Genomic DNA, 12,293 nt, shown 5'->3' on the forward strand with positions numbered 1-12,293 from the left:
GGATCGGCGTAGACCGCAACACTCGCGATCCCCGCGTCCCGACAGGCACGGGCAACCCGGACCGCGATTTCGCCACGATTGGCGATGAGCACCTTGCGCACGATGGCTCCCTCCTTGAAACAAGCCGAGTTTAGGTACAGGTGACACCACACGCCGAGAAGAACTCGGGCGTGAGCTTGACCACACGGAGCGTGAAACTTGCTGTGAAGAGGCAGCCGTCTCCCCCGTCGTTCCACGGTACGCCCGGTTTTTCGGGCCGGACGACGGTTCGCGCGGCGGCCGGGTTCTCCGGTGGTCGGAGCGGTGGTCCGCCGTGTTTCTTTGTGGAATCCCTACGAACGCGGGACGGAAACTTTGCCGCGGCGTTCCGGTCTGACGAGTGCCTCCGCGACCCCTTGTCGCGGGGCTTACCCGTTAGTAGCGTTCGTGATGTCGAACCTCCTCGGGGGGACGGCCCCGAGCCGGTGCAGCGGAAGAGGTGGGGCGGGGTGGCGCGACGCAGACCTGTGGCCGTGGTGACGGCCGTGATGCTGATCGTGGAGGCGGCCGGAATAGCGCTGCTCAACTGGGTCCTGGGCCTGGTGGTCGACCGGCAGCAGATGTCCCTGGGCGGCCTCGACCCGGACGCGATGTCGGTCGGCACATGGGTGGCGGGCGGGGTCTTCGGCCTCTATCTGCTGCTGTGCGGCCTGGTGCTGCTCCGGATGGCCGTACGGGACCGCGCCCCGGGGCGCTTTGCCCGCATCCTGCTCATCACCTGTGCCGTGGTGCACGCGCTGGTGGGCGCCTTCGCGGTCGGCCTCGTCGGCTGGCTCGCCTTCGCGCTCATGATGGTGATGCTCGGCCTGATCGTGCTGAACCTGCTGGCGTACGACGAGACGGAGCGCCCGGCCGAGCCCGCCGGCGCGACCGTGGCCCCGGACGCCCCGCGTCCCGCTTGAGGGGTGCCGCGCGGCCGAGTTGCCGCCCGGCGCCGTAGCCGGGCGACGGGCGGCGACCGCCCGGCCGGTTCACTGCCCGGCGTCGGCCCACAGGTCGGTGATGCTCACGCCCAGCTCGGCCAGGAGCCGGCGCAGCAGCGGCAGGGACAGCCCGATGACGTTGCCCGAGTCGCCCTCGATGCCGTCGACGAAGGGCGCGGAGCGGCCGTCGAGCGTGAACGCGCCCGCCACATGCAGGGGTTCGCCGCTGGCGACGTACGCCGCGATCTCGGCGTCGGTCGGCTCGCCGAAGTGGACCGTGGTGGAGGCGGTGGCGGAGGTGCGGCGGCCGGTCGCCGTGTCGATCAGGCAGTGCCCGGTCCGTAGCACGCCTGAGCGGCCGCGCATGGACTTCCAGCGGGCGGTGGCCTCCTCGGCGTCCGCGGGTTTGCCGAGCGCCTGGCCGTCCAGTTCCAGGACCGAGTCGCAGCCGATGACCAGGGTCCCGGCCGCCTCCGGGAGCGCGGCCACGGCGCCCGCCTTGGCCTCGGCGAGTATCCGCGCCAGCTCGGCGGGGGTGTCGGCGCTCAGCGCGTCCTCGTCCACACCGCTGACGATCACCTCGAAGGCCAGCCCGGCCTGGCGCAGCAGGGCGCGGCGGGCGGGGGAGGCGGAGGCGAGGATGAGTGGGCGCGGCGTGTCAGTCATGCGCCCTAGCGTAGGTGGCCCGCCGGTCGTGGACACCGGCCCGGGCGCAGGTCACGGGTGCATGCTCAGCAGCAGCATCAGGGTCAGGGTCGCGACCGCGAGCACCGTGCTCGCGCGGCGGAGCATGTCCTGGGCCCGCCGCAGTTCGTCGGGCGGCTCGTCGGGCGGATCGGACCACAGCATGCGTTCGATCCTGCGCCGTGGCACGGCGGTGGCGCCTGAGTACGCGTACTCAGGCGCCACGGCGTAAAGGACTATTTTCGCGACAAACGGTGACGGTGCGAGGGCCGGAGGGCCGGGACGCCGCCTCAGCTCGGCCAGTACGTCGTACGCCACGCCCTCGGCCCCGGGTGCGGCATCCGGCGGGCGGGGATGGTGCGGGCCGGGTCGGACCACTCCGGCGGCGCGCCCTCGCCCTGCGCGGCGGCCGCGGCGGCCGCCGCGCGCGCCTGGACCACCGCGAGCGCGGCGGCGAGCTCCTCCGGGGTGGGATTGCCCCGTACTATCTTGATCATGGAAACAGCCCTTCCTGGAGGGGGATGGGGGATGTTGCCTACGGCGGGATCTTCGCCTACAGCGGGATGTTGCCGTGCTTCTTCGGGGGCAGGCTCTCGCGCTTGTTGCGCAGTGAGCGCAGGCCCTTGACGATGTGGCGGCGGGTGTCGGACGGCATGATCACCGCGTCGACGTAGCCGCGCTCGGCGGCGGCGTACGGGTTGAGGAGCGCCTCCTCGTAGTCGGCGATCAGCTCGGCGCGGGTCGCCTCGGGGTCCTCGGCGGCGGCGATCGTCCGCCGGTGGAGGATGTTGACGGCGCCCTGGGCGCCCATGACCGCGATCTGCGCGGTCGGCCAGGCCAGGTTGAGGTCCGCGCCCAGGTGCTTGGAGCCCATGACGTCGTACGCGCCGCCGAAGGCCTTGCGGGTGATGACGGTGATCAGCGGCACGGTGGCCTCGGCGTAGGCGAAGATCAGCTTCGCGCCGCGCCGGATGATGCCGTTGTACTCCTGGTCGGTGCCGGGCAGGAAGCCTGGCACGTCCACGAAGGTCAGGACGGGCACGTTGAAGGCGTCGCAGGTGCGCACGAAGCGGGCGGCCTTCTCCGAGGCGTCGATGTCCAGGCAGCCCGCGAACTGGAGCGGCTGGTTGGCCACGATGCCCACCGGGTGGCCCTCGACCCGGCCGAAGCCGGTGAGGATGTTCGGCGCGAAGAGCGGCTGGGTCTCCAGGAACTCGCCGTCGTCCAGCACGTGCTCGATCGCCTTGTGCATGTCGTAGGGCTGGTTCGCCGAGTCCGGGATGAGGACGTCCAGCTCCTGGTCCTCGTCGCTGACCTGGAGGTCGGCCTCGTCGGGGAAGGCCGGGGGCTCGGAGAGGTTGTTGGACGGGAGGTAGGACAGCAGCGCCTTGACGTACTCGAAGGCGTCCTTCTCGTCGGCCGCCATGTAGTGGGCCACGCCGGAGGTGGTGTTGTGGGTACGGGCGCCGCCGAGGGCCTCGAAGCCCACGTCCTCGCCGGTGACCGTCTTGATCACATCCGGTCCCGTGATGAACATGTGCGAGGTCTGGTCGACCATCACCGTGAAGTCGGTGATCGCGGGGGAGTAGACGGCCCCGCCCGCGCACGGTCCGACGATCAGGCTGATCTGCGGGATGACGCCCGACGCATGAACGTTTCGGCGGAAGATCTCGGCGAACAGGCCGAGGGCGACCACGCCCTCCTGGATCCGGGCGCCACCGCCGTCGTTGATGCCGATGATCGGGCAGCCGGTCTTCAGGGCGAAGTCCATCACCTTGACGATCTTCTCGCCGTAGACCTCGCCGAGCGAGCCGCCGAAGATCGTGAAGTCCTGGGAGTAGACGCAGACCGGGCGGCCGTCCACCGTGCCGTAGCCGGTCACCACGCCGTCGCCGTACGGGCGGTTCTTCTCGATGCCGAAGCTGGTCGAGCGGTGCCGCGCGAACTCGTCGAGTTCGGTGAACGAGCCCTCGTCGAGGAGCAGATTGATGCGCTCTCGCGCGGTCAGCTTGCCCTTGGCGTGCTGCTTCTCCACCGCTCGCGCCGAGCCCGCGTGGGTGGCCTCGTCGATGCGGCGCTGGAGATCCGCGAGCTTGCCCGCGGTGGTGTGACGATGGGGAATCTCGGAGGAGATCTCAGGCTCGGACATCGGGATGCGGCTCCTGCTCGTCCTCGGGGCCTTGCGGAATCAGGCCGTGAAACGGGGGTCGGCGGGCGGGAAAAGGGTGCTTGCGCCGGCTGGGCTACCGGCACGTAGCGTATCGGCGGGACTGTATGCGGGCACTGCGTCGTTGGCCACACCTCCTCACCCTAGGCTGGCGCGTATGACGCCATCTGACACCCCGGGCGGCCGGGGCGGCCGCTGGTCCGACCTGGAACGTCCCCCGCTGGTCGAGGCCGCGCTGCGGCGCGCGCTGGTGCGGCCCGGCGGGCTGTGGACCGAGCTCGACGTGGTGCAGGCGACCGGCTCCACCAACACCGATCTGGTCACCCGGGCGGCCGCGGGCGCCCCGGAGGGCGCGGTGCTCGTGGCCGAGGAGCAGACCGCCGGGCGCGGACGGCTGGACCGCACCTGGACCGCCCCGCCCCGCTCCGGGCTGTTCTTCTCGGTGCTGCTGCGGCCGGGCGCCGCCGGGGTGCCCGGCGAGCGCTGGGGCTGGCTGCCGCTGCTCGCCGGCGTCGCGAGCGCCGGGGCGCTGTCCCGGGCGGCGGGCGTGGACACCGCGCTGAAGTGGCCCAACGACCTGCTGGTGACGGTCGAGGGCCAGGAGCGGAAGTTCGGCGGGATCCTCGCCGAGCGGACCGGTGACGCGGTGGTGATCGGCGTCGGCCTGAACATCTCGCTGCACGCCGACGAGCTGCCGGTGCCGACGGCCGGTTCGCTGGCGCTCGCGGGCGCCGTCTCCACCGACCGGGACCCGCTGCTGCGGGCCGTGCTGCGGTCGATCGAGGAGTGGTACGGGGAGTGGCGCCGGTTCGAGGGCGACCCCGGGGCCTGCGGGCTCCAGGAGACGTACGCGGCGGGGTGCGCGACCCTGGGCCGTAGGGTGCGTGCCGAGCTGCCCGGCGGCGGGGAGCGCGTCGGCGAGGCCGTCGCCATCGACGGCGACGGGCGGCTGGTGCTCGCCACCGAGGGCGGTGTGCAGGAGCCGGTCTCCGCCGGGGACATCGTGCATCTGCGGGCCGTGTCGTAGCTCCGGGTACGGAGTCGGGGCGGTGGTCCGGCAGCGAGCGGGCGGAGATTTTTTGAGCCCTGGGGCAAAGAGTTTTCCCAGCTTCCCCGGGGAGAGTGAGCTAGGGCACACCTGACGTATCGTTGTGGCGGTCCGTCCAGTTCGGGGCGGCCGTGAGCCGGAAACCGAACTACCGGAAGAGGGAACGGAAGGGCAGTGCGCAGGGATCGGACAGGGGGCCGCCGGTGACCGCCGACGACAGGGATTCCGGCGCGGCTCCGGACGCCGGGGCCCGGGGCGCGGCCGCCGATGACGCCGACGCCCCGCCCGTCGACGGGGGTGCGGTCGGCGGCGGTGGCGGCGAGCCCGAAGTGGACCCTCTCTCGCTACGGCTCGAGCAGCTGATCCTCGGGGCGGAGCGGCAGTACACCCCTTTCCAGGCGGCCCGCAGCGCCGGGGTGTCCGTGGAGCTGGCCACCCGCTTCTGGCGGGCGATGGGCTTCGCCGACATCGGCCAGGCCAAGGCGCTCACGGAGGCGGATGTGCTGGCGCTGCGGCGGCTGGCCGGCCTGGTGGAGGCGGGGCTGCTCAGCGAGCCGATGGCCATCCAGGTGGCGCGGTCGACGGGCCAGACCACGGCCCGGCTGGCCGACTGGCAGACCGACTCCTTCCTGGAGGGGCTCACCGAGCCGCACGAGACCGGCATGACGCGGACCGAGATCGCCTACCCGCTGGTGGAGCTGTTGCTTCCGGAGCTGGAGGAGTTCCTGGTCTATGTCTACCGGCGGCAGCTGGCGGCCGCGACGGGCCGGGTGGTGCAGACGGCGGACGACGCGGAGATGGTCGACCGGCGGCTGGCGGTCGGCTTCGCGGACCTGGTGAGCTTCACCCGGCTGACCCGGCGGCTGGAGGAGGAGGAGCTCGGCGAGCTGGTCGAGGCGTTCGAGACCACGGCCGCCGACCTGGTGGCCGCGCACGGCGGCCGGCTGATCAAGACGCTGGGCGACGAGGTGCTGTACGCGGCCGACGACGCGAGCATCGCGGCCGAGATCGGGCTGCGGCTGATCGAGACGCTGACCCATGACGAGACGATGCCCGAGCTGCGGGTCGGGATGGCCTTCGGGACCGTCACGACCAGGATGGGCGATGTCTTCGGCACGACGGTGAACCTGGCCAGCCGGCTGACCTCCATAGCCCCGAAGAACGCGGTCCTGGTGGACGGCGCGTTCGCGGAGGAGCTGGGGCGGCTGAGGGCCGCCCCGGTGTCGGAGGTCCAGGCCGCGGAGGAGGCGGCCGCCGCGGAGAAGGAGGGCGAGGAGCCGCCCTCGTACCGCTTCGCGCTCCAGCCGACGTGGCAGCGGCCGGTGCGTGGGCTGGGGGTCGTGGAGCCGTGGCTGCTGACCCGGCGGGGCTGAGGGGGCAGGGCTGAGGCGCGTACCGCCGAGTGCGCCGTCGAGTTCCCGTACGGGGGTTCTGCGTACTTATGTGCGCAGTTCCTGTGTCTCTTCAGGGAAGCCCGGGGTGCAGGACTGCCGTATCGCGCTAGCCTACCTGCGCGCGAGATGAGTGGATCTTGGCGATCCCGGCGAGCCTCGAGCTCATGCCCTCGCGCTGTCGGCCTGTACCGAAGACAGAAGCCAGGAGCACTGTGAGCCAGCCTTACGAATCGGTCGCCCAGCCGACTGCCGTTCCCCCTCCGGGCTGCCCGGCGCATGCCGGCGGCACCGGAGCCGAGCCGCTTTACACGGCCGAGTTCTTCCAGGACCCGTACGCCGTCTACAAGCGGCTGCGCGAGACCCATGGCCCGCTCGCGCCCGTGGAGCTGGACCCGGGCGTCACGGCCGTGCTGTGCGTCGGTTACGAGACGGCCCTGGAGATCCTTCGGCGCCCCGAGACGTTCTCCAAGGACGCGCGCAACTGGCGGGCGAGAAATGAGGGCCGGGTCCCCGAGGCCACCCACTCCGCCCAGCTCATCAGGCCCCGGGCCCAGGCCGGCTGGGTGGACGGCGAGGCGCACCGGCGGCTGCGCAGCGCCATCGACGACAGCATGAGCCGGATCGACCCGGGGGCGCTGCGCGGCTATGTGGAGCGCATAGCCGACTCGCTGATCGACCAGTTCGCCGCGGCGGGCGAGGCCGATCTGATCCCCGAGTACTGCCAGCTGGTCTCGATGCTGACCGTCGGCGAGCTGTTCGGCTGCCCGAAGGACATCGCGGACCGACTGTTCGGGGCCATGGCGCAGCTGCTGGACGGTCAGGACCCGATGGCCGCGGCCCAGGAGGTCGATGCCACGCTGCTGGCCCTGATCGAGCTCAAGCGGACGGAGCCGGGTCCTGACGTCACCTCCTGGCTGATCGCCCACCCGGCGCGGTTGACCGACGAGGAGCTGATCGAGCAGCTGCTGCTGATGATGGGCATGGGCAGCGAGCCGGTGCCCAGCCTGATCAGCAACGCCCTGCGGGTGCTGCTGACCGACGAGAACTTCGCGGGGGACCTCGCGGGCGGGGGCATGCTCGTCGAGGACGCCCTGGACGAGGTGTTGTGGACCGCACCGCCGCTGGCCAATCTGGCTGTGCACTTCCCGCTGCGGGACGTCACGATCAGCGGGACCCGGCTGCGCGCGGGCGAGCCCGTGGTGATCAGCTTCGCCGGGGGCAACCAGGACGCGCTCGAATCCTCCCAGCACAAGCAGGGAAACCGGGCTCACCTGGCCTTCAGCGCCGGGCAGCACACCTGCTCCGGCCGCAGCCAGGGGCGGCTGATCGCGACCGCGGCCATCGAGAAGCTGCTGGACCGGCTTCCGGACATCGAGCTCGCCGTCGACGCCGAGAAGCTGGAGTGGCGCCCGGGGCTGTACCAACGCGGGCTGACCGCGCTCCCGGTGCGGTTCGCGCGCGTCGGCGAGCCGCCCAAGGCCGCGGAGTGGGACGCCGGGCCCGAGCCGGCGGCCCCCGCTCCTGCTGCTCCGACCTCGGCCCCTGAGGTCACGGTCCAGGGGATCCCCGCCGCCCCGACCGCCCCGCCCGCCCCGTCGGCGCCGCCGGCGGTGCCGGGCGCGGAGGTGGCGGCCGTGGTGGAGCCCGGCGGTGCGCCCGGGGAGGCGGCCAAGCCGAAGCCGACCGGCGTGCTGGCCTTCCTGGCCCGATGGCGACGCTCGCGCAAGTGACCGGTGCCCCGTCGCCCCCGGCGTCCACTGGCCGGGGGCGGCGCGGGCTGCGATGATCCGTCCCGACGTGTTCACGGTCGTTAACCGGGAGGGTCGTGTGAGTGAGCAGCGCTACGGCGAGTGGGTCGCGGTCCGGCGGGAAGACTTCGTGGCCGAGCTGGTACTGGACCGGCCCAAGGCCATGAACGCCGTCTCCACGGGGATGGCGCGGAGTATCGCCGAGGCGTGCGCCGCGCTGGCCCAGGACAGGTCCGTACGGGCCGTGGTGCTGTCCTCCAGCCACGAGCGGGCCTTCTGCGTGGGCGCCGACCTGAAGGAGCGGAACTCCCTGAGCGACGCCGAGCTGGGGCGGCAGCGGCCGCTGGCGCGCGCCGCCTACACGGGGGTGCTGGAGCTGCCGGTGCCGACGGTGGCCGCCGTGCACGGCTACGCGCTGGGCGGCGGCTATGAGCTGGCCCTGGCCTGCGACCTGATCGTCGCGGACGGCACGGCGGTGGTCGGGCTGCCCGAGGTCTCGGTCGGGGTGATCCCTGGCGGCGGCGGCACCCAACTGCTGCCGCGCCGGGTCGGGGCCGCGCGCGCCGCCGAGCTGATCTTCACGGCGCGGCGGGTGGCCGCCGCTGAGGCCCATGAGCTGGGCCTCGTCGACCGGCTGGCCGCGGACGGCGAGGACCGTACCGAGGCGCTGGAGCTGGCCCGGCGGATCGCCGCGAACTCCCCGGTGGGGCTGCGGGCGGCCAAGCGGGCGCTGCGGGTCGGTTACGGACTCGATCTGCGGGCAGGGCTCGAGATCGAGGACGCGGCCTGGCGGTCGGTGGCCTTCTCCGGGGACCGGGCGGAGGGCGTGGCGGCCTTCAACGAAAAGCGCACACCGAACTGGCCCGGCGAATAGCCCGATACGGGACAAGGCAGAATTCGCCGAACATTCCTACGCTGGACTGTGCGGTGTGCGCGGCAGGGGAATGTGAGGCGTGGTGACAGGCGAGGGTGATGCGCGGCTGACGGCCGTGGTGGGACTGGCGCAGGCGATGGCGGCCGCGCACACCCCGCGTGAGGCGGTGCGGTCCGCGGCGGAGGCCGCGCGCCGCGCGCTCGGCGGGAGCTTCGCGGCGGTTTCGGTGTGGGAGCGGGAGCTGGGGCGGCTGCGGGTGCTGGTCAACAGCGGGGAACTGGCCGAGGGGGAGGAGGAGTTCCCCGAGCACGAGTCCTATCCGGTGCACGAGTTCCCCGAGATCACCGAGTTTCTGCATGAGCAGTGGGCGCGGGGCGGGGAGCCGCACGCGTGGGTGGAGGTGGCGGGCGGTCCGGGCGTGGACCCGTACGCGGGCACGGGCGCGGCGGGCGGTCCGCAGGGGGTGCTGCGCGGCGTCAGCCCCGGGCGGGCGGCGGCGCTGCGGCGGCGCGGGCGCGGCAGCTGCGTCGTCGCGCCGATCGTGCTGCACGGCCGGGCGTGGGGCGAGCTGTATGTGGCGCGGCGGGCCGGGGGGCCGGTGTTCGGCCGGGCCGACGCCGACTTCGCGACCGTCCTGGCCGCGGTGACCGCCGCCGGGATCGCGCAGACCGAGCGGCTGGAGGAGGCCCGCAAGCTGGCCTTCACCGACCCGCTGACCGGGCTCGGCAACCGCCGGGCGGTGGACATAAGACTGGACGAGGCGCTGGAGGCGCACCGCCGTGACGACTCGGTGGTGGTGAGCCTGGTGATGTGCGACCTCAACGGGCTCAAGCAGGTGAACGACACGCTGGGGCACGCGCTGGGCGACCGGCTGCTGGAACGGTTCGGCTCGGTGCTCTCGCTGTGCGGCGCGATGCTCCCGGGGGCCCTGGCGGCCCGGCTCGGGGGCGATGAGTTCTGCCTGGTGGAGGTCGGCCCGTCGGCGGACGAGGTGGTGCGGGTGGCCGACGAGCTGTGCCGCCGGGCCGCCGAGCTGGAGCTGGGTGAGGGGGTCGCGTGCGGGGTGGCCTCGACGGGTGACCCGATCGGCCCGGTGCACAGCGCCCGCCGGCTGTTCCGGCTGGCGGACGCGGCCCAGTACCGGGCGAAGGCCGCCCGCTCGGCGAAGCCGGTGGTCGCGGGGCGCGAGGGGGGTCCGGAGGACCCGGTGGTCCGCCTCGCGGACAGCGCCGCCGCGGACAGATCGATCCGCGCCCCCGAACGCCGCCGCTTCCGCGGCCGGCTCTAGCCGCCGCGTGAGCCCGCCGCAGGCGGCGAGAGCGCTGCCGGGTCGGGCGGCGGGTGACAGGCGGGGATTCAGTATCTAGGGTGCCTGAATATGGATATGCATTCTGTAGTGCTGGGTACCTCCGGGACGACCGCGACCGACGTGCTCGCCGTCGCCCGCGGCGGCGCGCGGGTCGAGCTGTCCGAGGACGCCATGGCCGCCGTCGCCGCCTCGCGCCGGATCATCGACGACCTCGCCGCCAAGCCGGAGCCCGTCTACGGCGTCTCCACCGGCTTCGGCGCGCTCGCCGTCCGCCACATCAGCCCGGAGCTGCGCGTTCAGCTACAGCGCAACATCGTGCGCTCGCACGCCGCGGGCATGGGGCCGCGGGTCGAGCGCGAGGTGGTGCGCGCGCTGATGTTCCTGCGGCTGAAGACGCTCGCCTCGGGCCGCACCGGCGTGCGCCCGGTGGTCGTACGGACCATGGCCGCCGTGCTCAACGCGGGGATCACGCCCGTGGTGCACGAGTACGGTTCGCTGGGCTGCTCCGGAGACCTCGCCCCGCTCTCGCACTGCGCGCTGACGCTGATGGGCGAGGGGGAGGCCGAGGGGCCGGACGGGGCGCTGCGCCCGGCCGCCGAGCTGCTGGCCGAGCACGGCATCGAGCCGGTCGAGCTGCGCGAGAAGGAGGGGCTCGCGCTGCTCAACGGCACCGACGGGATGCTGGGCATGCTGCTCATGGCCTGCGAGGACCTGGGGCGGCTGTTCACCGCCGCCGATGTGACGGCCGCGCTGTCGCTGGAGGCGCTGCTGGGCACCGACCGGGTGCTGGCCCCCGAGCTGCACGCCATCCGGCCGCACCCGGGCCAGGCGGCGAGCGCGGACAACATGCTGCGGGTGCTGGCCGGATCCGGTCTCACCGGGCACCACCAGGACGACGCGCCGCGGGTCCAGGACGCCTACTCGGTGCGCTGCGCGCCCCAGGTCGCGGGCGCGGGCCGGGACACGCTCACGCACGCCCGGCTGGTCGCCGACCGCGAGCTGGCCGCCGCCGTGGACAATCCGGTGGTGCTGCCGGACGGCCGGGTGGAGTCCAACGGCAACTTCCACGGGGCGCCCGTCGCCTACGTCCTGGACTTCCTGGCGGTCGCCGCGGCCGACCTCGCCTCGATCGCCGAGCGCCGCACCGACCGGCTGCTCGACAAGAACCGCTCGCACGGCCTGCCGCCGTTCCTGGCGGGGGACGCCGGCGTGGACTCGGGTCTGATGATCGCGCAGTACACCCAGGCGGCGCTGGTGAGCGAGATGAAGCGGCTGGCGGTGCCCGCCTCCGTCGACTCCATCCCCTCCTCGGCGATGCAGGAGGACCATGTCTCGATGGGCTGGTCGGCGGCGCGCAAGCTGCGTACGGCGGTGGACAACCTGACCCGCGTGATCGCGGTGGAGCTGGTCGCGGCCACCCGCGCGATCGAGCTGCGGGAGGGGCTGACGCCGGCCCCCGCGAGCCGGGCGGTGCTGGCGGCGGTGCGCCGGGCGGGCGTCGAGGGCCCGGGGGCGGACCGCTATCTGGCGCCGGACCTGGCGGCCGCGGACGCGTTCGTACGGTCGGGGCAGCTGACCGAGGCGGCGGAACAGGTGACCGGACCCCTGGCCTGAGCGGCCTCCAGCGCCTGGCTAGTACGCCTCGGGGCGCGTGCGGCGTACGGACGCGGTCACCATCGCGACCCCGAGCCCCAGGAAGGCCGTGCCGCCGATCAGGTACGGGGTGACGTCCACGCTGCCCGTGTCGGCGAGGTTCTCACCGGAGGCGGGCTGGGCGGCTCTCGTCTGTGCGGCGGGGGCCTGGCCCTCCCGCTCGACGGTGGCGTTCGCGGAGGGGACGAACCACAGGGCGCACAGCAGCGAACCCGCGGCGGCGGCGGTCATCAGCGGTCGGCGTGCGGACAACTGCATCCTCCTTGAGGCGGCGGTGAATTGGCCTCGTGCGTCCGATCGTAGTGACAACTGCGGGTCGCGCGGAAGCGAGACCCCCCGGAGGCATACCCTCCGTCGTATGGGCAGTCCGAAGACATCATGCTTTGCCCGGCTATGCCGGGTTTGGGTGCGAGTGCCCCCCAGGGATCCTCGAAGATCCGTGTCCCGACGCGCC

13 protein-coding genes are annotated in these 12,293 nt (G+C 73.0%); 7 read left to right on the plus strand and 6 right to left on the minus strand.

The genetic code is table 11. From position 1 onward, the window contains the following. A partial coding sequence (locus tag ACZ4WQ_RS46035; protein ID WP_158786612.1) for a biotin carboxylase N-terminal domain-containing protein occupies positions 1-101 on the minus strand: 101 nt, incomplete at its 3' end. Positions 102-527: 426 nt separating this feature from the next. On the opposite strand from ACZ4WQ_RS46035, the gene ACZ4WQ_RS46040 reads away from it, so the two are divergent. After that, a complete protein-coding gene (locus tag ACZ4WQ_RS46040) occupies positions 528-941 on the plus strand; it encodes a hypothetical protein (RefSeq protein WP_398374878.1) in 414 nt (137 codons plus the stop codon). A gap of 69 nt (positions 942-1,010) precedes the next feature. Here the strand turns inward: ACZ4WQ_RS46040 and ACZ4WQ_RS46045 are convergent, their stop codons facing one another. The 4 genes from ACZ4WQ_RS46045 to ACZ4WQ_RS46060 form a co-directional block, all read right to left on the minus strand. Next, positions 1,011-1,628, minus strand: a complete 618-nt coding sequence (locus tag ACZ4WQ_RS46045; RefSeq protein ID WP_311724187.1) for a Maf family protein — start codon at positions 1,626-1,628, stop codon at positions 1,011-1,013. A gap of 51 nt (positions 1,629-1,679) precedes the next feature. Further along, positions 1,680-1,811, minus strand: a complete 132-nt coding sequence (gene mmpB, locus ACZ4WQ_RS46050; RefSeq protein WP_311724186.1) for a morphogenic membrane protein MmpB — start codon at positions 1,809-1,811, stop codon at positions 1,680-1,682. A gap of 125 nt (positions 1,812-1,936) precedes the next feature. Next, positions 1,937-2,143 carry an acyl-CoA carboxylase epsilon subunit gene (locus tag ACZ4WQ_RS46055; protein WP_398374533.1) on the minus strand — a complete coding sequence of 69 codons (207 nt, stop codon included), beginning with the start codon at positions 2,141-2,143 and terminating at the stop codon, positions 1,937-1,939. A 56-nt stretch (positions 2,144-2,199) separates the two neighbouring features. Next, positions 2,200-3,795 (minus strand): acyl-CoA carboxylase subunit beta, encoded by a 1,596-nt coding sequence (locus tag ACZ4WQ_RS46060; RefSeq protein ID WP_385349636.1) that lies wholly within the window; start codon positions 3,793-3,795, stop codon positions 2,200-2,202. 175 nt (positions 3,796-3,970) lie between these two features. Here ACZ4WQ_RS46060 and ACZ4WQ_RS46065 point away from each other — a divergent pair, with 175 nt between their 5' ends. The 6 genes from ACZ4WQ_RS46065 (at position 3,971) to hutH (ending at position 11,800) form a co-directional block, all read left to right on the plus strand. Next, on the plus strand, positions 3,971-4,840 hold the full coding sequence (locus tag ACZ4WQ_RS46065) for a biotin--[acetyl-CoA-carboxylase] ligase (RefSeq protein WP_311729342.1): 870 nt from the start codon (positions 3,971-3,973) through the stop codon (positions 4,838-4,840). 224 nt (positions 4,841-5,064) lie between these two features. Further along, entirely contained in the window at positions 5,065-6,234 is a 1,170-nt protein-coding gene (locus ACZ4WQ_RS46070) for an adenylate/guanylate cyclase domain-containing protein (protein WP_385349640.1), read from the plus strand. A 233-nt stretch (positions 6,235-6,467) separates the two neighbouring features. Then, positions 6,468-7,985 carry a cytochrome P450 gene (locus tag ACZ4WQ_RS46075; RefSeq protein WP_398374532.1) on the plus strand — a complete coding sequence of 506 codons (1,518 nt, stop codon included), beginning with the start codon at positions 6,468-6,470 and terminating at the stop codon, positions 7,983-7,985. Between the two features lie 97 nt (positions 7,986-8,082). Continuing rightward, on the plus strand, positions 8,083-8,877 hold the full coding sequence (locus tag ACZ4WQ_RS46080; protein WP_311729345.1) for an enoyl-CoA hydratase/isomerase family protein: 795 nt from the start codon (positions 8,083-8,085) through the stop codon (positions 8,875-8,877). A 136-nt stretch (positions 8,878-9,013) separates the two neighbouring features. Then, entirely contained in the window at positions 9,014-10,165 is a 1,152-nt protein-coding gene (locus ACZ4WQ_RS46085; protein ID WP_358847594.1) for a GGDEF domain-containing protein, read from the plus strand. Positions 10,166-10,261: 96 nt separating this feature from the next. Beyond that, the gene (gene hutH / locus ACZ4WQ_RS46090; RefSeq protein WP_398374531.1) at positions 10,262-11,800 is read left to right on the plus strand and encodes a histidine ammonia-lyase; all 1,539 of its coding nucleotides are present in this window, start codon (positions 10,262-10,264) and stop codon (positions 11,798-11,800) included. Between the two features lie 18 nt (positions 11,801-11,818). Here hutH and ACZ4WQ_RS46095 read toward each other — a convergent pair whose 3' ends face one another. After that, positions 11,819-12,097, minus strand: a complete 279-nt coding sequence (locus ACZ4WQ_RS46095; RefSeq protein WP_311729347.1) for a hypothetical protein — start codon at positions 12,095-12,097, stop codon at positions 11,819-11,821. Positions 12,098-12,293 lie beyond the last annotated feature (196 nt).

Source organism: Streptomyces sp. NPDC028305 (assembly GCF_055569495.1).